Source organism: Clostridia bacterium (genome assembly GCA_017405765.1).
Taxonomy (GTDB): domain Bacteria; phylum Bacillota; class Clostridia; order Oscillospirales; family RGIG577; genus RGIG577.
Map to the genome: position 1 here is coordinate 123,398 of JAFQZS010000003.1, position 22,860 is coordinate 146,257.

Consider the following 22,860-nt stretch of genomic DNA (forward strand, 5'->3'; position numbering starts at 1 on the left):
ATGGCAGACACGCAAGATACGGCGATTTTGCAGGAAAGCTCTGATAAGCTAAGTTTCGTTGCCGATAATATATATAAAACGGACGATCCTGACTATGCGGCGCTTTTGCTTAGGTGCGGACAGGCTATATATGTTGAACCTGATTATACGGCGACGCTGTGCGATTTGGAAGACGAAGCCGAGATCTGTGACGGCTGGCCGTATGAGGCGATGAACGTAGCGTATGCCGACAGCGTTGGACTTGACGGTTCTGGCGTGTGCATAGGCGTGATAGACAGCGGCGTAGACTTGTTAAATCCCGATCTTAAAAACGCCAATATCTGCGCAGGATACGATTACGTTGAAAATACGACGCAAATGAAAGACGATGTGTATCATGGCACGAAGGTAATGCAAATGATATGCGGCGATAAAAATGAGCTTGGAGTCACAGGCATGGCAAGAGGTGCTAAAATAGTGCCGCTCAGGTGCTTTTCCGCAACAAAAAATCCAAACGTGTCGAATCTTGTGAAAATAATAGACGATGCGGTAAATGTATACGGATGCGACGTTATAAATATGAGCTGGAGCGTTGATGTAAAATCCGCGGCACTTTACAATGCGATAGAGAGGGCCTACTCGGCCGGAGTGGTTTTGGTGGCCGCGTCAGGCAACGTGAGCTCGGGCGCACCTCAGGGCACTGTATTGTATCCGGCAGCGTATGAGCATGTACTGGGCGTTTCTTCCGTAAATAAGGCGTTATCGTACGTTTCGAGCGCTCAGCATACTGTGGCTGTGGACGTGTGCGCGCCGGGCGCTTATATTACGTTTACGGGAGCCGACGAAGAGAGCATAACGAGCACGGGAACGTCGTTTGCGGCGCCGTGCGTGACGGCTGCCGCCGCCGTTATATTGCAGCTTGCGCCTGATATGGATAACGCCGATATGCTATGGCTTTTTAAGGAAAGAGCAATAGACCTGGGCGACGAAGGATATGACAATTATTACGGCTGCGGATTTATTAGTTTTGACAAGCTTATTGATACGCATTGGGAAAAAGCAGTGCCCTTGGGCGACGACTCTTTTATGATATCGTCTTGGATAATAAGCCCCGGCGGAGGGTATATCATGTATGCTTCATATAACGATGACGGGAAGATGACGGGCTTGTCGGTCTATGAGGAAAAGGGAGATTTCGGCTATAAAAAGAAAATCGTCACAAATGATGTAGAGAATGAAAAAACCACGCTCTTTTATCTTGACAAAAACTACGCGCCTATTTCACAGAGCGTTGAAGCTGTTGTCGAATAGGGAGCGGACTTAAAGGGACGAAGCGACGCGGGGCTCGTTGACATTTCAAATTGATTATAGTAAGCTTTTTTGTAAAAGAATTGTTTTTTTAGAAAGATTTTATATTCAGTAGGCAGTGATGTATATGGAAAACTCAGTACAGATATTGGGCGCCCGAGGCTCTGTCCCCGTGAGCGGAGGTTCATTTTATCGTTACGGCGGCGCAACGACTTGCGTTTTAGTTAAAATGGCGGGGCAATATGTTATCTTAGACTGCGGAACGGGCATACTCAAGCTGCCCAAGCAGGCGCTTTCAAGTCCGTCGCTTTCGCTTGTCATATCGCACGCCCATGCCGACCATATAATAGGGCTTGCAATGTGCCCTTATATCTTTAAAAGCGACGCCCGCCTTGATATATACGGCGCCAGGCGGGGAGAGCTTGACATAAAAGAGCAGATGGAGCGCATTTTTTCACCGCCGATATGGCCTGTTGACACAGACGGACTGCCCGCAAGTTTTTATTTTCATGATCTTAGGGAAAGCTTTTATATAGACAGGATCAAAGTAGACACAATAGAAGGCGCGCATCCCGGAGGAGTATCGCTTATTCGCCTGAGCGCCGAGGGAAAAAGCGTGGTCTTTATGAGCGACTGCACGTTAAACGACGGGGAAACGGCAAAGTATATTGAGTTTGCAAAAAACTGCGACCTGCTTTTATGCGACGGGCAGTACAGCGACGAGGAGTGGGAACATCGCAGCACTTTCGGTCACAGCACATGGACGGCGGCTGCGCGCCTGGGACGCGACGCGGGGGCAAAGGCCGTGAGAATAATACACCACGATCCGGGACGAACTGACGAACGCCTTGATAAAGAGGCCGACGCGCTTTTTTCAATACACCCGAAATGCTCTTTTGCATATGAGGAAGAGGTGATATTACTTTGACGCCGAATGAACTGAAAAGGTTTTTAAACATTTGTCTTGCGATCTCAAACGAGCGCGACAGAGAGGCGCTTTTATCCAATATTCTCGACACTGCCATGGACCTTGCAAAATGCGATGCGGGAACGCTGTATCTTTACGAAGACGACGGCCTTCATTTCTGCCGGATGGTGACGCGCTCGCAGAATATACGCCAGGGAGGTCATGCGGCGCCCATAGCTCTGCCGCCCGTGCCTTTGGACGAGACATATGTCTGTTCGTGGGTGGCGATACATGGCGAGGCCATAAATGTGGCCGACGTGCGCACCGATAAGCATTTTGATTTTTCCGGTTCGAAGCGCTACGACGATATGACGGGATATAGAACGAAGAGCATGCTCGTCGTTCCTATGTGCAATGATAAGGGACAGCTGGTAGGCGTAACACAGCTTATAAATGCGCTTGATGAGGACGGCGAGATAACGACGTTTCCGCAGGATATAGAGCTCCTTGTGGGAGCGATATCGTCGCAGGCGGCCATAAGCATAACTAATATGCAGTATTCCGATCAGATAACCGCGCTTCTTGATTCGCTTGTCGGCGCGCTTTCCGCCGCAATAGACGCGAGCACTCCGTATAATGCCAACCATACGAGAAATATGGTGAAATACGGCGCAAATTTTCTGGACTGGCTGGAGAAAACCGATGACCCGTGGAAATTTGACGCCGACAAACGCCGCACCTTTCTGCTTTCGGTTTGGCTTCATGACGTAGGAAAGCTTGCAGTGCCGCTGTCGGTAATGAATAAGAACAGCCGCTTGGGCGACGGCATTGAAAAAGTAATGGAGCGTTTTAAGACTATAGGTCTTTTAAATAAGATAGCCATGCTTGAGGGGCGCATATCTTCTGACGAGTTTGAAAATGTCGTGCGCGGGCTCAATGATGCAAAAGCGCTTGTGGAGCGCATAGATGCGGCGGGATTTTTAAAAGACGAGGACCTCGAACAGATAGATGCGCTCAGTAAGCTTACATATACAGATGAGAACGGCGGCAAGCTTTCGTGGATAACACGCGAGGAGTACGATTGCCTTTCAATAAGAAAGGGAACGCTTACGGCTGAAGAACGCTCGGTAATGGAGAGCCATGTTTCAATAACAGCCCGCATACTGAGTCAGGTGGATTTCCCTAAAATGTACGCAGAAGCGCCGCATTGGGCAGCAGCTCATCACGAGCTTTTAAACGGAAGCGGATATCCGGCTCATCTGACGGCCGATGATATACCCGACGAGGTGCGCCTGCTTACGATATTGGATGTATTCGACGCGCTTACGGCGCGCGATCGCCCGTACAAGCCGCCGATGCCGTCGGACAAGGCTTTTTCCATACTGCACAGTATGGTTGGCGAGGGTGCGATAGATGAAAAGATCCTTGAGTTATTTGAAACAAGCAAAGCATGGGAGGCAGAGTGATGAAAAAAGTTATATCGATGCTGATAGTTATTATTATGGCATGTACTCTTTTTGTACCTGCCTACGCTGCAGATAAGGCCGTAGGCTCAAACATTGCATTGTCCGCTTCGTCAGGTTCGGTCACCGTTAAAAATGCGAGCGGAAGCAGCCTTGCGGTGAGGGCGGGCATGAAGCTTTCAAACGGGTATTCTGTATCTGCGGGAACGAAAAGCTACGCATATATAACGCTCGATTCGACCAAGGCCGTAAAGCTTGACTCTTCAAGCAGCGCCCAGGTAAAAGCGAGCGGGCGTCAGCTTGAGGTGAAGCTTACAAAGGGCAAGCTCTATTTCAACGTGGACGCGCCTTTGGCGTCTTCCGAGAGACTTAATATCTCAACATCCACGATGGTCACGGGCATAAGAGGGTCCTACGGATGGGTCACGGAAGACGAGATGGGGCTTTTGCACGGCCATGTCACCGTGACCTGCAAAGCTTACAGAAGCAGCGAAACAGTCGTGTTCGACATAAAGGGCGGCGAAGGCGTAAGACTTACGACTGATGCGCAAAGCGGCGCTCAGACGTTTGAAAAGATAACGCTAAAGGAGGAGGATATCCCGTATTTCGTGATAAGCGAGCTTAGAAAGAATACGGGCCTTCAGGGGATGATACGTAAAGACGTGCCAACGCTCGATGTTGACAAGATTCTTGCGCTTGAGGAAATTAAGGGAGAAGAGGATGCAGCTTTGGAGCAAACGCTTACAGACGAGATAAACGAAAAGCTCGGACGCCTTTTTACGAACAGTGCAAAGAACTCTTCGACGCAGGTATTTAACACTGTTTCCTACGGTTCTGGCGGCGGAAACGGCCAAAAGAAGAACTGATCGCGATGCATAACGACGGCGTTGTGACGGCCGGGCAGCTTTTAAACGACTGTAAATCATAACACACCGACGCGCATAAGGCGCGGGCATTTCTTGTATAATGCTTATGAAAATAAAGGATCTGTCAAAAAGAACAATCATATCGCTTGTCGTTGCAGTTCTGATAACGCTTGTCGCGTGGTCGGGATGGCTTCAGAGCGCTGACGGCAGCGTGTCCGACGCGCTTTATCAGCGTCCCACGTTTACTGACGGCCAGACAACTGTGGTAGGCATAGACCAGCGCGCGATAGACGCGCTGGGTCCCATGCCGTGGCCGAGAAGCGTTATGGCCGAGGTGATAGAGCGTTTGAACGCCGACCCCGACAAACGCCCCGCAGTTATTGCGTTAGACGTGCTCTATGTGGGAAGCAGCGCATCGTGGGAAGCCGATGAGTATCTTTCAAAGGCGGCCGAAGAAGGAAAAAACGTTGTTGTGGCGTCGGCCGCGACATTTGGAAGCAGCCTTGTTGAACGCGACGGCAGCTTTTATCTCGATACGCGGTCTGTGCTTGCATGGGACAGCCCGTACACCGATCTTTATAACGTCACGGATACGGGGCATATAAACGCCATGTCAGACAGCGACGGGGTGCTGCGCCATGCACTTTTATACATTGACGGGCCAAGCGGTGAGAGAGTATATTCTTTTTCGCGCGTTATATATGAGCGCTGGTGCGAGGAAACGGGCACAGAGCCGAATCCTTTGCCCGAAACGTATGACGACGGCTTTTTTTACATTCCTTTCACGGCAAAGAGCGGTAGCTATTATGAGGACATATCTGTAATAGATATTTTAAACGGCAGCGTGTCGGGCAAGGATCTTTCGGGAAAGATAGTGTTGATAGGTCCGTATGCCGCAGGCATGCAGGACGAATACCGCACCTCGATAGACAGAGCCGTGCCGATGTACGGCATTGAGATACAGGCAAATCTTATCGACGCCTTTAAAAAAGGCTTTTACCCCAAGGAGGCCGACGATACTCTGCAGCTTGCAATACTGTTCGCGCTTGTGGGAGCAATGTTTTTCTTCCTTTGGAACGCAAAGGTAAAAACCTCGGTAATAGTATGGCTTATCTGCGCTGGCGGCTTTATAGTCCTCTCTGCTCTTTTATACAAAGCGGGCGTTGTTTTGCATGTGATGTGGGTACCGATGTCCGCAACGGCAGTGTTCATAGCGTCTGTTGCTCTTAATTATATGCGCGCGCAGAAGGAGAAACGCAGAGTTTCCGACACGTTCGGACGATATGTCGATCCTGCGATAATACAGCAGCTTTTGGATCGCGGGGGAGAAGAGCTTGAGCTCGGCGGCAAAATGTATAACATAGCCGTTTTATTTGTTGATATACGCGGCTTTACGACTATGAGCGAATCGCTTGATCCGCCCACTGTTGTTGAGATAATAAACAGGTATCTTACGCTTACGACTGAGTGCATCATGCGCTACCACGGTACGCTGGATAAATTTGTGGGCGACTGCACGATGGCGTTTTGGAACGCTCCGCTTAAGCAGGAGGACCCCGTATTTTTGGCATGCTGCGCCGCAATGGATATGGTGGAGGGCTCAAAGGCGCTGGGAGACGAGCTGCTTGAGCGGTTCGGACGTACCGTTTCCTTCGGCGTGGGCGTAAACTACGGTCCGGCTGTCGTTGGAAACATAGGCGCGCCCAAGCGCATGGACTACACCGCCATAGGCGATACGGTAAACACCGCGTCGAGGCTTGAATCAAACGCTCCGGGAGGAAAGATATTTATTTCGCGCGTCGTAGCAGACGCCTTGGGTGATCGCGCGCGTGTGACCTCGCTGGGCGGTTCGATAAAACTAAAGGGCAAGGCTGAGGGATTTGAAGTGCTTACGCTTGACGAATTGGATTATTGAAAGAAGGGTGTATTGAAATGAAACGAAAGCTTATCTCGCTTATTTTGGCTGTTTTTATGCTTTTTTCGGTATCTGCGTCCGCAATGTATGCGGGAGATTATCAAAACGGACGCCTTTCGGGTCTTTACATGCTTTCAGACGGTTCGATGCTTGTGACCGACGTGTACAACAAGGTGCTTTGGCATGCGGATCGTGATAAGGCAACAATAGCTGCCGGCAATATAAATATTGCGGACATTTCAGGTGAGCCGATAGCTTATTACTACGACTCGAGTGTAGAGCGCGGTTATTTTACGCAGCCGTGGGACGTAGTGCCTTTTCTTGACGGGTATGCCGTTTCGGATCCGGACTCGAACGTAGTGCGATTCGTAACGAGCGAGAACCTTCAGACTCTGGGGGGCACGGAAATTGCGGGCAGCGCCGACGGCAGAGGTTCCAATGCTTCGTTTGATCACCCTACGGGACTTGCGGTTGACGAAGAAAACGACATTCTCTATATTGCCGACACAGGCAACGGCGCGATAAGACAAATGGACAGACACGGATACGTTACTACATATGTTGCTGACTTGTCGGAGCCTACGGGACTGTGCTTTTCAAAAGGCGCGCTTTACGTTGCCGAAACGGGAAAGAACCGCATCGTTAAGATAACACAAAGAAAAACGGAGGTAATTGCGGGCGTTTATGAGACGATAGGCGAAGAGTATATCGGCGGATATTCAGACGGCCCCGCAGCGTCGGCCATGTTCGACCATCCCGAGGGCGTGACGGTTTCCGATGACGGTACGATCTACGTATCCGACACTTTAAACCATGCAATACGCATGATAAAAGGCGACAGAGTATACACGGTCGCACGAAGCGAGGACCTTGTTTCCATGCCTGTTTCGCCGCGCGGCATAGTTGTAAGCGGCGCCATGCTTTATGCCGCCGACGTGTCGGCAGGCGATATTTTGGAGCTTTCTCTTAAAAAGAAAAGCTTCCCCGATCTGCCCGGCGACAAATGGTATGCCGCCGATGCAGAAGAAGCGATGCTCAGAGGTATAATAAACGGCACCTCGGACAATACGTTTTCGCCAGAGCTTTCAACAACGCGCGCAATGTTCGCGGCGATGCTTGCACGAATGCACAGGATATCCTACGGCAATGACGTAATAGACGGCGACGCGGCTTTTCCCGACGTAACGGACGGCGCATGGTTCGCACCTTATGCGCGCTGGAGCGCCGATAACGGCATAGTAAATGGAATGAGCGGAAGGTTTATGCCCGATGTGTCTGTCACAAGAGAGCAGGCCGTAACGATGCTTTACAGATATGCCGTAAACGAGGGCTTTGATGTGTCGGCAGGCGAGGATACGAACATTCTTTCATATAACGACGCCATGTCTGTAAGCGAGTGGGCCGTGCCCGCTATGCAGTGGGCATGCGGCGCCGGCATAATAAACGGAAGCGACGGAAATCTTATGCCCCAAACGGCTGCAACGCGGGCGCAGCTTGTGCATATTATTCTGGGATTTATGAAAGTATATGGGCTTTGATCTGATATGTTGCTGTTATTGCGGCACACCGTTTTTCTCCTCTTTTGGCGGTGTGCCTGCATTTCATATATCCGGCCGTCCGGTTCATGATATATGTGGGATCAAATAATGTAAACGGGAAAACTATATGGAATAATATACGGGAGGATAATTATGAGAATTACTGCAAAAAGAATCCTGGCTGTTTTTGTTGCGCTTTTAATGGTTATATGCGCAGTGAACGCGGGAGCACAGCGACCTGCCGAAAAGGAGTCCGGTTGGTCCGACGAGGCAGTCAGGGCCGCTGTTGAAGCGGGCATATTCTTAGGCGGCGACGACGGAGAGATCGGTGCGACGAGACCGCTTACAAGAGCGGAAATGGCCGCAATGACCGTGCGCGCGTTCGGAGCGGGCGAGAGGGGAGATGTAAGCGCATTTTCCGACGTCTCCTCCGATAAATGGTTCTGTGACGATATAAGCTTCGCTGTCGGCATGAAGCTTTTAAACGGTTTTCCCGATAAGACGATGCGTCCTGACGGTACGGTTACGAGGGCGCAGCTGTTTACGGTAATGGCGCGCGCGCTGGGGCTTGAGGACGGAGATCTCTCTGTGCTTTCACAGTTTTCTGACAGCGCAGACGTAGGCGAATGGGCTCGCGGCCCTATAGCCGCAATGGTCCGGGACGGCTATGTAAACGGCAGCGACGGCCGCATAGCTCCCGAAGAGCCTATAACGCGCGAACAGTACGCGCAAGTGATCTATAACGTTGTGGGGGACTATGTATCAAAAGCCGGTGTGTATACCGAAGATTTCGGGCGAAACACAGTAGTGCGCGTATCCGGCGTCACGCTTAAGGGCGTCAGCGTAAAGGGCGACCTCATAGTGGGCGACGGCGTGGGGGACGGAACGCTTGTGCTTGAACGAGTGAGCGTAGAGGGCCGACTCGTTGTTCGCGGCGGCGGTGAAAAGGAAATAAAGCTTAAAGACTGCAGCATAGCGGGCGGAGTTTGTTACGTCTCGCACGAGGGTGCTGTAACGCAGACGCAGACGCCTGCTTCTTCGGGTTCGGGCGGAGGCTCCGGAGGAGGCTCGGGCGGAGGCGGAAGGATCACCGACGCCGACATAATTGAACTTAAAGAGCTGTTCGACGCGATGCGCGGCACGGAAAGCTTTATAGCCGTAACGGACGATATCACGTTTGACGTGGGCGACGAAAGCGTTTCCGTGACTGCGGTTTCGTCTGATACCGACGCGATAACGAACGAGGGCAAAGTGACTCGCACCGAAAAAGACGTTACGGTAAACGTTGTGATTACGCTTTCAAAGAACGGCAAAAAGTATTCGGGTCTCTTGCCATATAAGGTAATAGGCACGTCAACGGATGAACTCGGCGCCGCATATGAAGCTTTTATCGCCGATAAGACGACAGCGGGATATCGCGTGAAGACGGATTTGCTGTCGGACATGGACCACAGCTATTACAATGAATTTGAGGTCGAGGGAAACAAAATGCACGGTTTCGTCACGCAGGAAGGAACAGAAACCAGGGAATTCTATTGGAGCGTGGACGAGACAAGCGGCGAAGAAGTCTTATGCGTCTTAAAAATGGGCGAATGGACTTTGGGCAATGAAAAAGAGGCGTTTTATTTAACTTTTTACATACCGCAATTTCCCGATGAGATAGACGCATCGCAGTATGAGAAGACGGGAGAGAGCCTTTACAGCATATCGGAACAGTATCTCCAAAAGGAGGGGGCGCGCTATTTAAAACCAAGCACTTCCAATCGCACTTTTGAAAAGGTCCAGCTTCAGGTACGCGACAATAAGATAGAGAGCATACTTATAGCATATCATGACGCATACGGAGCAATAAATGTAAGCTATGAATATAAGACCGTCTTAAGCGACTTCGGAAAAGTCAGCGTTTCCATGCCGGAGAGACCGATGAATGTTTTAGATGCCGCGGAGTATTACCTAGACTGTTATGAAAAAAAGGCTGAAAACGGCAGTAAGGTTTACTTTTCAGGCAAGGTTTGCGGATCTTTGGACGGCTGCATTATTCTGAAGGATGACAGCGATTGTATGGTGCCTGTGTATTTTGACGGTATTCAGACGCTGCCGGAGCTTTGGGACACCATAGAGGCCGTTGGCGTGACTGATATTGAACGCGACTTGTTAAACGGCGCCGTTGTGGTAAGCGATCCGGATAAGCTTAAAATCACGCAGACAGGCAGTCCGAACAACCCCGTAAATGCCGGCGATCTTTACGAGGCCTACGAGGCGTATCTGAATATTGTGAATCTTAAATCCATACTTGTCGGCGAGATCCCCGAAGAGGAAGCGCTTGCCGATCAGAATTACGTTGTCTATGTTTCGGATTATTTGGGAAATGAAGCAAAGCTCTTTTTGGGAGACCCGAGCCTTGAGAAGCAGAACAAGGATGGGAGTGCCGCAAAGTTTCGCTCAGAACTTCGTGACTTCGTTAATGAACAATTGGCTGAGTCCGGCAATGATGTGTGCGCTGTTCAGTTTGAAAGCATCATGCTTGACGGGGGCTCGATCCTCATACCGCTGCGAGAGACGGTGTTTTACATCGCGGATGAGCCGAGTGCCGTGCTTTCTCCCGAAAAGCTCAGCGTTATGTTGAATACTTCGCTCGATGAGGCCGTAAGCGGCGTGAAAGTCGTTTTCGAAGACATGGCTTCGGAGAAAGAGACGCCTGTAAGCGAGCTTGAGTATTTCTGCTCCGATTACGATCCCTCAAGCCCCGGAGATTACGAAGCGACGGTAATTTACAACGGTATTGAGCTTAAGCTTCCTATACATATTATCGCGTCGGATGAGGGAAAGTTTATAGACGAGCTTCACGCAGATACGCTGTACGATCTGCCCGGGGACAGATTTATCCATCCCAGCCTTCCCGACGAGGGCGACGTAAACATCCTTGTTATACCGATACGCTTTACCGACTCGCCGGAGTATGATATTGAGCTTGAGAATGCCTTCAACAGTGAAGACGGCTCAACGGGCTGGTATTCGCTCAGAGAATATTATGAAGAATCCTCCTACCAAAAGCTCAGGCTTCATGCGGACATTAAGGAGCCGTATGAAACGGGATTGGCAATAGCAGACATTGAGGACGAGGTTGGCAATGAGCAGCAGTTCCTTTGCGATGCGCTTGCCTATTATGACGACGAAATAGACTATTCGCTTTACGATCAGAACGACGACGGCAATATCGATTGCGTTTACTTTATTTACGATGCGCCCTTATCGGACGACTTTAATTCCATGTGGTGGGCATATAACGTTGATTACAATCAGTCCGTCTATTCCGAAGCGCCGAGTATATTTGACGGGAAACAGTTCTGCACCTATTTGTGGATGGGCGCCGAATTCTTTGACATGGACATTATAACAGGAGAGTTGGGCGAAGAAGACGACGGCGTAGCGCAAAACTGCCGTACACTTATCCATGAGACGGGTCACGCGCTCGGTCTTGCCGATTACTACGGCTATTTCGACAACGCGTGCGGTGATACGATAATGATGGCTGCAACTCAGGGCGATCATGACCCGCTTTCAAAAATGCTTCTCGGATGGATAAATCCCGCGTTTGATTACGCCGCGCCGCATAAGCTTACGCTTCGCTCCTTTACGGATACGGGCGACGCGCTTATGATATCGCCGAGCGGAGAAGAGTCGTGGTTTACAGAGTTCGTGTCTGTTTCGCTTTATGCGCCCACCGGCCCGAACGAGGCCTTCGCATACGCCGGTACAGGTCTGTTTTCAAAGCCCGGCGTCGCGCTCTATTATGTGAAAGGCGAACTGAAAAGCTTCGGGAGGAGCTCGGTCGATTACTTCCAACACACGAACAGCTGCTTTGAATACAGCGAAAACCTGATAAGACTTATTCAAAACAACGGACGAAACACGCTGAAAAAATACGGAAATGTAGCGGCGGACGAGGATCTGTTTTTTGAAGGAGATTCATATCGAATTAAATGGGACGACGAAGGCGTGTCTGTCACCTTGACGGTGGACAAGATATATAAGGACGCAGACGGCATATGGTGTGCCGATGTAACGATAAAGTAAAAAAAGCTATTGGAACGGCAGTCGAAGAGAATGCGGCTGCCGTTCTTTTTTGGCGCTTTTTTCTCGTAACGGCTCGTTTTAAACGGGCAGACAGCCGATTTGCATTGAAGTACTTTCAAAATTTGGATGTGGCACATTTTGTGCCGCATTTGTCATTAAAAAATTTGTTTTTCCTCTTTATTTTTTGAAAAATATAAGGTATATTTATCTATAAAGGGGTATATACGCCTCGATGACGCAGCCTTTGCTTGTAAAAAATGCACAAAACTGATTTTCAGGCTTTTTTTCGATGACAATATGGCGATCATATCTTAAAAAGGAGGATTTCCAATGAAGACAAAACGACTGCTCAGTATGATCATTGTAATTGCAATGTGCCTGACCGTATTACCTGCGGCAGCTTTGGCGGCGCCTGTCACGGATGCCGACGACTTTGACGCATCGGTAATTTACGGCGTGTCGATGAGCGCCGGAGTGTGGGGCGGCGGCCGCACATATGTTGCGGGCGTTGACGAAAACGACGAGATGAGAGAGAACCTATGGGGCGCTCTCGTTTCCGATACAGGCTACTATTACGGCGCCGATTATCATCCCGAGCCGGTACAGTTCTATTTCGGCGGCGAGGAAGTACACAGGCTTACGCTCTATTCAACGGAGCAGCTTGATCCCTCCCTTTTTGAGATATTCGGAAACGAAGTGTCTCAGCTGAGCGACTTCTCGGAAACAGTCGTGGGCCGCGGACAGACGGCGTGCTATCTTTACAGGGCTATGATATCCTGCCCGCAGATGGACACTAATATGGAGATAATCTACAACAATTATCTCGTTGCACGGATAGAATGCGCGGGCGCGCCCGAAGGCAACATGTACGTGGCTGAGGTAAACATAACAGAGAAAAACTCCGACGGAAGCCTCGTTATGGAGATATCGGGCTACGGCCTTCCTGCCGGCGAAGAGGGCGTAGGCTTATACGCGATATGCAACGAAGACTACGAAAGCGACGACGTTGAGTTTGTGCCGGTATACACGGCGACCGAGCTTGTGGATTCGCAGCCCAATCTCGGCATATACTCATATAAGATGGAGCCTACGGGCGAAGAGCCGCAGGACAGCTGGTTCCCAGTTTGTCTTGTTACATCGCGAAGCAGTATCCAGCTTTGCTTCTACGGCAACAACGAGGAGGGCGTTACCATACCGCGCCTAGGCCCGATGAATGCAAGCGGGGACACGCCGGTGTACGTTACGCCGCCTAAGGTGACCGTGCCGAGCACGACGAACACGCCTAAGGTCACGGCGAGCATAACTCCCGGCGACTATACGAATATGCGCTACAACACGGACGACGGCGCATGGTCCGAGTGGCAGCCCATTGCATCGACCGTTGACTTTACGTTCGCAAAGGACGATTTCGGCTACCATACGGTATACTTCCAGTTCAACGACGGCGACGGCGGCCATAACACAAAGTTGCAGTATAATGTACTGTATCTTGACAATACTCAGGCGGCCGCTCCCACAGATGTGGGCATAAAGGACGCCAATAGGAAGATAGTGCCCAAGACCGCCGACGGCAAGGAGCTGCTTTTTGCGAACGAAGGCTATTTTGTTTACGCAACATGCGGCGAGGAGTCGGAAGCGCTTTCCCTTGAAGCGCTCGTATATTACGGCGACGACACTGCGACCGATCTTTCACAGCTTCCCGTTACGCTTTACGAAATGTCGAAGAACGGCGACACCAACGTGTACGTAACGGACAGCCCGCTTATGGCCGGAGTGGACAACTACCGCATAGGCGTAAGAGTTAAGAAGGGTGAAAATCAGATGAATGCCGGCAAGATCGCGGAGGTTTCGGCCGTAGGTCAGACCCTTCCGAACGTCTACAACGCGACCTCGCCGTGGATACCGCGCGGATACGCAAGGGGCGCATATAAGGTAACTCCCGGCGCGGAGATGACCTGCAACTTCTACGGCAGCGCGGGCGCGACGCTCGAGGGCTACATCGAGCTTACATATGAGTCGAATGAGACGGCGTCTGCACTCAAGACCGTAAGAAGCGCTCCATTAAAAGCGACGGGCTATTACGGCATGTATTCGGGCAGCGTGAAGGTGCCCGACGACGCCGAGGCGCTCGTTTCAGTTAAGTATTTTATAGAAGACACCTCGCTCCCCGCGACGGTGACGCGCAGCGGTCTTACGCGCGAATTCAGCGTTTCGGAATATGAGGTAATGTCAAACCTTGTGATAAGCGGCTTTGACGCAAATTACGAAGGCACGAATATAAAGATATGGAGGCGGTACGACAGCGGCGATTATGTATGGTACTACCAGACCGACCTCAACGGAAGCGAATCCGTGACGATACCCAATGTGGAAAAGGGCAGCTATAAATATGAGATAACAGGCGGCTGCGGCGAGATCGCTTCGGGCACGTTCGAGGTGACAAAGGGCGGCGGCGTGACGAAGCTCGCGCTCGACCTTCCTAAGATCGCAAACCTTACGATCCGCTGCCTGACTGCCGGGCTTCCCTATTGGACTTACGCCGACTACTCGACGCCGAGCGGCGCACAGGGCCGAGTATGGTTCTATGGCAGAGACACGGCAGAGATAAATCATATACCGATACTGCCCACCGCCGCGTCTATGAACGTAACGCTTGCGGGCGGCACTTCGTGGGGCGACGTCAGGGGCATAGTAGGCGGCACGACGGTTAAGACGATAAGCGGCAGCGATACCGTAGACGTCGAATTTGAGAATTTCACCCGCGGCAGCCTTGAGGGTACGCTCCTTACTCCCTTGGGCACGCCTGCGGCGCATCAGTATGTAAGTTATACGCAGGAAATAAAGCGTGTGGATCTTAACGGGCTGCCGAACCTTTATGTAAACTCGTTTTCGACAGGCTCGGGAACGTATACGGATGAGAACGGGCACTTCGTTTTCGACAATATATACACCCAGTACGACGCGAAGCTTTCGGTGGGCGGCGGAAAATATGCGGCCCAGACCGAGACAGCTGCGGCAGGCACGACAGATATGGGCGATATATCATTGTCATACAGAGACAATATGATAATAACGCCGGTGCTCATGGTAACTCCGGCGGGCAAGTCGGACGACGAGGCGCATATGGCCTCCGCAAACAAACTGCAGCCATCTTATATATACGTTACCCACGCCGACGGTTCGGAAAGTTACGTAAGCTTCAGCGTTGAGAGCGACATAAACGGCAACAGCATGTATTTTATAGACAGCTACTACTCTTACGCGCTTGCTCCCGGCGACACAGTGACTGTATACTTCAACAGACTCCCGGCGGAAGAGCAGATAGAGCTTTATAACAGTGCGGACGATAGCTGGTACCAAAGTTACACGGCCGTGCTTGACGAGGATCTTAACGCAGTGCTTACGGTAACGGCAAAAGAGAAAGGCTCAATTTCCGCAACGGTCGCAGAGGAGGGCTCCGACGAGACGGGATATCTGCTCGTTTACGACGGATACACTCTTATGGACATGGAAAGCGGACAGGGCGAGCTTACCGTATCATATCTTCCCCAGAGGGAAACGTCGGCATATACGGTAATAGGACTAAAAGTTAAGACGGGCGACGAGATAGCATTAAGGTCGCTTTCCGATCCCTACGGCATCAGAAACCGTGTATCCAGAGCTGTAAGGGATGGCGAGGCGACGTATAAAGAGACTTCGCTCGCGCTCGGACAGGTGCTCACGCTTTCTGATATGGCGCCCGCCAAGGTTGCAGGTTCGAGTGTGCTGGGCGGCGCATTGATCGACGTGACGACCGAGCCTGTGCCGGGACATTCAGGCTGGCTTGCTGTTAAGATATCCGCGACAAAGAAGTTCGCAGGCGTTCTCTACACGAACGCTTACATTACAAAGTATAACGGCCTCGGTCTTACGCATATAGACGCGTTCGATTACGCATATTCGGGCGGCAAGGAGACAAAGGGCTCCGCGTCGAGCGGTCAGACAAGTTATGTCGTTGACCTTGGCCGAAGCGAGGCCGACCCCTTCATACTCATTTACGCCGAAGCAAAAGACGGCTACGTGAGAGGAGAGGCAAGCATCAACTATATCGATGCCTCCGGCTACAGCGGCACTGAACGAGTGTCATTCGACGTAGAAGCGGAACAATTTGAGCTCAGCGCTCCCGCAAAGGTAACGTATAACGGAGGCGGCGAGGTACCCGTTACGGTATACGGCAAAGAGGGCGACGAGGTGACCATATACGACGGCGGCAGAGAAGCGGGCACGGCAACGCTTAATTACAAGGGCCAGGCCACCGTGACCATAAGCCTTTCCGAGGCCGAAAAGCTCGGCGTTCACGAGATATACGCCTCGAAGGACGTGGACGGCGAGACCGTTTATACGTCGCGCCACAGTGTTTCGCTTGTAGACATAGCGTCTTCTCCGTATGTAAGCAACTTCCATTGGGAGCACAGAAACGACCAGGGATGGCAGGATTGGTATTTCAACGATCTAAGCGAGCTTCAGGGAATAACCCTCAGATTCTGGCCGTCCAACAAGAGCCGCGTATCCTTCCGCATAAACAATGTAAACGACTATGATGTAGAGAACGTAAAATTCGTAAAGGTTTACAGCGGCATGGAGACGGAATTTGAAACGGAGTTCGTGCAGAGCGGCACGACTGTTGACAGCTCGGGCGTTTCGCATCCGTGGGCCGAGTACAAGGTAAAGACGACGACCGAAGACGAGACCTTCCCGGTAGGATACTTCGACACGTTCACCGTAAGATACGATTACTCTCCTGCTCTGTCGTACACGGGAACCGAGGCACAGCGCGAGAAGCAGCAGGCCGAGGCATACTACAAGGCTTACGGCGGCAAGCTTACGAGCTTTGAAGATATGGTCGAAGCGACGAGCTCGCTTTCCGACGCGGATTACGCGGCCATAGCAAACGAGGCTAAGGAGAACCTGCCGAAAACGTTCCGCGATCACTTAAACGATGCCGACGCGGCAACAAAGACGACGGTAGAGGTTATAGAGAACAAAGCAGACAAGTACTCTTACGCTATATCTCAGGGCAGCGAGAACAAGATGAGCACCACCGTAGATATGACGGACAAGACGGTATATCAGTCGTCCGACATAAAGGCACTGTATGACGCTTATCTTGAAAACGGCATGGAAGTATCGGCCGACAAAAAGACAACGACGATATGGACGAAATACGACAGCGACTTCGGCACGGTATACGAAAAGAGAACAACGACCGACAATTCGCAGTACAATGCGGCGGGCGACGCGCTTACAGACGGCGGCGTGCTCAGCGTTTCGACCGTGACCGACAAGTATCTGCCAAAGGCTGCCGTTGACGCGATGATGAGCGATGCGGCAAGCATTGCAGGCGGCCCCACGGGCGAGCTTACGCTTGTACGCATAACGGGTGAGATTATGGGCGGCGAGCAGTTAAGACGCGATATGGGCATAACGAGGGCGGCGCTCTCGACCGCAAGCACCGAGGAGGCGTCGCTGCAGGCGGCTCATGCCGCAGCGGCAAGCGGAGTCGGCAAATATCTTACCCCTGCTGTAAAGGGCTATGCAAGCCAGGGCATGCTTATAGTCGGCGCTACTTATACGACGTATAAGATATCGAAGGGACCGCAGGGCAAGGATTCGAGCACGCTTTACGCAACGCTGAATCTTTTAGACCCCAGAGATCTAAAGAGCGCAAAGGCTATACAGACTCTCTCGAACGAGATACAGGCATACGAGGCGTTAAGAGCCAAGGTATACCTTGACAGCAGCCTTGTAAACGGCGGCTCCGTAGCCGGAAAGGCATTAACGGGCGGCGTGCCTCCCGTAAAGCTCGGTCTTACGATAGGCACATTGGGATATAACGGCATAAACAAGCTGACGCTTAACAATTTAAGCCAGGAATTCGACTCTATCATGCGCTCCATCTGCGCCGAGATAGCGCGCCAGGATCAGAGACGCATTAAGGACAGAGAACAGTATGAAAGAGAGCTCTACGAGAAGTGGAGAAAGATCGCCGAGCGCGAGAATTGGAACAAAGCTGACAGAGAGAGGCTTATAAGAGAGGCCGTTGAGGACGTACTTAACGGCAGAGTACCGCCGCTCTACTACAGATTTGACGATAACTTCCCGAAGTTCAATCTTTACATCGACCCGTCGGGTTACGTATTCGAGGCGACAGAGGACAACCGCGTTTCGGGAATTACGAGCACGATAATGGAGGGAACGGGCTCCGGCTTCGTTGACTGGAGCGACCCGAATGAGAACGTGGACGAAAGACAGGAAAACCCGATACTTACAAGCGAAGCGGCAACGGGCATAAACAGCGCGACAGGCGCAGAGTATACCGAAGCCGAATCAAACGATGCAAAGGGACGCTACGGCTGGGACGTTCCGGCGGGCGAATGGAAGGTACGTTTTGAGGACAAGCGCGAATCGGCCGAATTTGCCGATGCGGAGACGAAATCCATGACCGTTCCTCCCGAGCATACGCAGGTAAACATAGGTCTTATGTCTACGAAGGCGCCCGAGGTAGTGCTTGTAGCCACGACGAAGGACAAAAGCGGCGCGGAAGTTGCGGGCAGCGTGACGATAGGCTTCAGCAAATACATGCAGATGGAGTCTTTGGTCGACATGAGCGCGGAGCAGAGCGCTAAGATACCCTCGAACACCGACAGCTACGACAGCGCTAAGACGAAGATCAATTTCTTCGACGCGGACGGCAACCTTATTTCCGGTAAGATCACGTTCGTGCCCGAATACAGAGTACCGAACACGGGCTATCTCGCTTCGAGCATTTATCAGACCGACGTCGTGATGAGCGATTACTTCGCAAAGCGCGTAATATTCACGGCTGACGATCCGGCGGCGTTCGACCTTGAGAACAGCAACGTGCTCGTGGCTCATACTGCGGTAAGCTACGCGGGCGTTGCCATGAGCGAGGACTTCTTAATGAACACGGCGAGCGCGATAGGCGAAAAGACCGGCGAAGAAGAAATTGCAAGCGTGACCCGCACCGATAAAAATACGGGCGAAAGCATCGCTTGCACCGTTAAGACGTCATCTGTTACGGTAACGGGCAGCGTAAAGGCGTCAACTCCCGTATACGTTGCCGTATACGACGGTAACGGACAGATGGTAAGCTTTGATATAATGACCGCTCCGGGCACTGAAAAGATAGGAAACGGCGCTGTTGTAAAGCTCATTTGGGTAAATTCCGGTACGTATATCGCAAAGAGCGAAGTCGTTAGAGTAAGCCTTAAGTAAGCGGTATGCATATACGTAAAACAGCATAATTATCATGGCGCAGCGGATGAAATACTCCGCTGCGTCTTTCTTTTTACGTTGCGTGAAACAAAAAAGGGAACAGCGCGCGTCTTTTTGCCGTCCAATTTTATGTTGAAGTCTGCAAAAAAGTATGTTATAATGAACTATCAATAAAAATATACTATTTTATGGCGCCGCCCGGCATAAAGCGTATATGCAAGGCGGGATAGGCTTAAATAAAGGGAATATGTTATGAAAAGACTCTTTGAAAATAATATAAAAAGGGCGTTTTTTATGATGCTTGCTGTTTTTGTGCTGCTTGTGAGCGTACCGTTTGCATCGGCCGAACGCGCGGAAGACGAAAACGGCTCTATGGACTGCCATGAAATGACGAGGCTCTGGTTCGGGGATAATGCGGAGGCTGTGCTTGCCGCAGCAGACGAAAATTCGCCCGACAGCGCTGTATACGCCTATTTTTGCGAAAGGGAGAGCGACTATCCCGGCACTTTCAGTCTTGAGGAGAACGAATGCGCGCCTGTGAGCGAACAGGTGGCGCGCGAGCGAGAAAAAAGAATTAGCGGTATAGCCGAGTTTGAGGCGCGCGCCGACGTCGCTTTGCTTGACGCCGAGGTAACGGCGCTTATCGACGATGAACGCACAGAATATTTGGACGACGGAAGCATCGTTATGTACGTTTATGAATGGACGTTCTACGACTACGACGATCTGAGCGACGGCGCGGGCGGATGTGACGTTGCGGGACACGGCACCGATCATAAGATAACGCTTGTGCCGTGCGGCGAAGGATACGAGATATTTTCCGACGAATACGACGAAAGCGATCTTTACGGCGTATGTACGCTAAGCAAGGAAACGGACAGAACGAGCGAGGACGGAGCAGTTTTTTTTGAAGACGGCACCGAGAGCGAAGCCGCGCTTCAAAGCACGAATTACTATGAGGCTTATGATCCCGACGCTGCGGCGGCATATGCAAATAAATACGTCTACAACGGCGCGGTTACATCCGGAAAGCTTTACGAAAGCTATTATAACAAGGCGTACGCCAATTTTAACGACGTAGGCGGCGACTGTGCAAATTTCACCTCGCAGTGCATATACGCCGGAGGAATGCCGCAGGTAAAGGGCACGGCTTACGGTTCGGACTGCTGGTATTATGTTTCCGCATCTGACCGAAGCGGAACATGGACGAGCGCATCGCGTCTTTGCGCGTGGATGGGCAAAAACCGCGGCGTGCTTTGCGAAGCGAACAACTCGAATATATATAAGGGCAGCCCCTGCTTCCACAGCAATAAAAGCCACGCCACTATCTGCGTGGGACAAAACAGCGCGGGCACTCATGTGCTCAATTCGCACAACTACGACAGATACCACGTTGTATGGAGCTATATTTCCGGCACGGTATATACGGTGCAGCTCACGCCTAAAGATAATTACACGCCCTCGTCTCAGCCCGCTCATACGACGCACGAAAAGGGCGATTTCCTCTACTACGGCGCAGAGCATCCTCATTACAATTATTATAAATGCTCCGTCTGCGGAAAGACCTTCACCGACAGAACGACGACTAAGGTATCGTCGTGTACGCAGTGTTATCCCCAAACGGTAACGAAAAAGACGGGCTACGCCGCCGTTGACGGCGTTGAAATAAACAGCAGGCCGTCTTTGGGATATAAAATAGGAAGTATCCCCGAGGGAGCGGCGTGCACAATATATCCCGACAAGGCCGTGAGCAGCTGGTACTATGTAGAATATAAAGGTATAAGCGGATATGCCTACAGCGGATATATATCATTCAAGCCGCTCCCTCCGTCGAGCGTGTGGCTGAAAGCCGATAAAAACGAGATCGCCGCAGGCGAAAAAGTCACCTTCACATACGGCGCGAACAATACAACGGGCTATATCATGGGCATTGACAAAGTGGGAACAGGCAGGATAGTCACGCCCACACTGGGGATAACCACATCATACGCGCAGGTATTCTCAGAGCCCGGCACATATACCGTGTATGTCACGGCGTATAATAATTCGGGAAGCACGGAAAGCGGCAGCGTCACAATAAACGTTTATGAGCCTGTGCCTGCCGTGCCTGTTGTCGAGATATCGTCAGAAGCGGTAAACCGCGGCGAAAGCATAACGATATCGTGGGCGCCTGCCGAAAACGCTGCACGGTATCAATATTACATAGGAGAATATCCCGAGCAGTACATATGCGAGTCGCCGCAAAAAGGCGGTATTGCAACGTCATGCAGCCTGACATTTGACGACTTTTCATGCGGTTCATATACGGTTTACGTGCGCGCCATGAGTGCGCGCGGCGTAAAAAGCGAGCTGTCGAGCCCCGTTTCGTTTACGGTAAATGAGCCGGACCTTTTACCTGTCACAACAGTCACGTCAAACGGACGTACATACGAGCTTTACGACTGCGAAGCGTCGTGGACCTTCGCACAGAGCCTTTGTGAAAGCTTAGGCGGAAAGCTTGCGGCAGTGACGGATGAGAGCGAAAACGAGATCATATTAAAGCTTATCGCCTACGGCACGAAGCGGAAGTATTATATAGGCGCGTCGAACGTGTACGAGGCCGATTATAACGACGCGTCGCATCCGTATGCGTGGGTAACGGGCGAGACGTTCGATTACGCCGACTGGGCGTCGGGAGAACCCGCCGAAGCGGGATATAACGCGCAAAGACGTCATTATGCTGCGATAGACAAATCTTTGGGGAAATGGGTAAGCACTTACAACACACAAAGAAGCGGCACGGGATTTATTTTGGAGCGCGAAGCCAAAGAGTCAGAAACGCCTGATGCAGTCAACATAACATCGATGGAATGCTTAAACGGCGCGGTAATACTTTCGTGGGACGCAGTTTCGGAAGCTGACGGTTACTGCGTATACCGAAAGGCGGAGGGTGACGAGGAGTGGACTGTCGTTCTTGATTCGACTGCCGACACGTCATACTCCGATAAAAGCGTGACGAAAGGCACAGTATACACATACACCGTGCGCTCCTTTATCGGGGACAACTTAAGCATGAGCTTCGACGAGACGGCAAAGAGTATAAAAGTATATCTGTCGGGCATATTGTTTGACGATGACACAGATGAAAGAGTATTATTTAAATGTGAGGATAATATTCTTACCTTATCGGGCGATGTTTCGCCGTCGGCGCCTGTGTGCGCCGCCGTATACGATGAGGACCATAAGATGCTCTCGGTCAAGATGATCGCCTCGTCGGATACGATCGATTTAAGCGGCGCATACAGCGCGAAGCTTATTTGGCTTAATGCGGAAGGCTCTATTGCAAAATGCGAATGCGCGGAATTTGAGCTGGAATGAAAAAACAGTAATTTATAAAATGCAAAAAACACGCAGAGAGGCCGTCCCGAAAATTGTGTAAACCTCCGATAAGGTGTAAAATAGAAGCACCATATTGGAGGTTTAATTATGAGCAGCAGAAGAAAACGCAGTTCCGAGGAACGAGCACGGAGGGAGAAAATTCGTGAATTGCTGC

General features: G+C 51.2%; 9 protein-coding genes. All 9 read left to right on the forward strand.

From position 1 onward, the window contains the following. The 9 genes from IJG50_01010 (at position 1) to IJG50_01050 (ending at position 22,685) form a co-directional block, all read left to right on the forward strand. Positions 1 to 1,290, forward strand: coding sequence for a S8 family serine peptidase (locus IJG50_01010; GenBank protein MBQ3378426.1), 1,290 nt, complete (start codon positions 1 to 3; stop codon positions 1,288 to 1,290). 124 nt (positions 1,291 to 1,414) lie between these two features. Next, positions 1,415 to 2,215 carry an MBL fold metallo-hydrolase gene (locus IJG50_01015; GenBank protein MBQ3378427.1) on the forward strand — a complete coding sequence of 267 codons (801 nt, stop codon included), beginning with the start codon at positions 1,415 to 1,417 and terminating at the stop codon, positions 2,213 to 2,215. Next, on the forward strand, positions 2,212 to 3,660 hold the full coding sequence (locus IJG50_01020; protein ID MBQ3378428.1) for a GAF domain-containing protein: 1,449 nt from the start codon (positions 2,212 to 2,214) through the stop codon (positions 3,658 to 3,660). Before IJG50_01015 ends, IJG50_01020 begins: the two co-directional genes overlap by 4 nt. Next, positions 3,660 to 4,523, forward strand: a complete 864-nt coding sequence (locus IJG50_01025; protein MBQ3378429.1) for a FecR domain-containing protein — start codon at positions 3,660 to 3,662, stop codon at positions 4,521 to 4,523. Before IJG50_01020 ends, IJG50_01025 begins: the two co-directional genes overlap by 1 nt. A gap of 100 nt (positions 4,524 to 4,623) precedes the next feature. Then, a complete protein-coding gene (locus tag IJG50_01030) occupies positions 4,624 to 6,438 on the forward strand; it encodes a CHASE2 domain-containing protein (GenBank protein ID MBQ3378430.1) in 1,815 nt (604 codons plus the stop codon). 17 nt (positions 6,439 to 6,455) lie between these two features. Further along, positions 6,456 to 7,976 carry an S-layer homology domain-containing protein gene (locus IJG50_01035; GenBank protein MBQ3378431.1) on the forward strand — a complete coding sequence of 507 codons (1,521 nt, stop codon included), beginning with the start codon at positions 6,456 to 6,458 and terminating at the stop codon, positions 7,974 to 7,976. A gap of 153 nt (positions 7,977 to 8,129) precedes the next feature. Next, on the forward strand, positions 8,130 to 12,053 hold the full coding sequence (locus tag IJG50_01040; protein MBQ3378432.1) for an S-layer homology domain-containing protein: 3,924 nt from the start codon (positions 8,130 to 8,132) through the stop codon (positions 12,051 to 12,053). A gap of 330 nt (positions 12,054 to 12,383) precedes the next feature. Further along, entirely contained in the window at positions 12,384 to 19,328 is a 6,945-nt protein-coding gene (locus tag IJG50_01045) for a hypothetical protein (GenBank protein ID MBQ3378433.1), read from the forward strand. Positions 19,329 to 19,622: 294 nt separating this feature from the next. Next, a complete protein-coding gene (locus IJG50_01050) occupies positions 19,623 to 22,685 on the forward strand; it encodes an amidase domain-containing protein (GenBank protein ID MBQ3378434.1) in 3,063 nt (1,020 codons plus the stop codon). Positions 22,686 to 22,860: the final 175 nt, after the last annotated feature.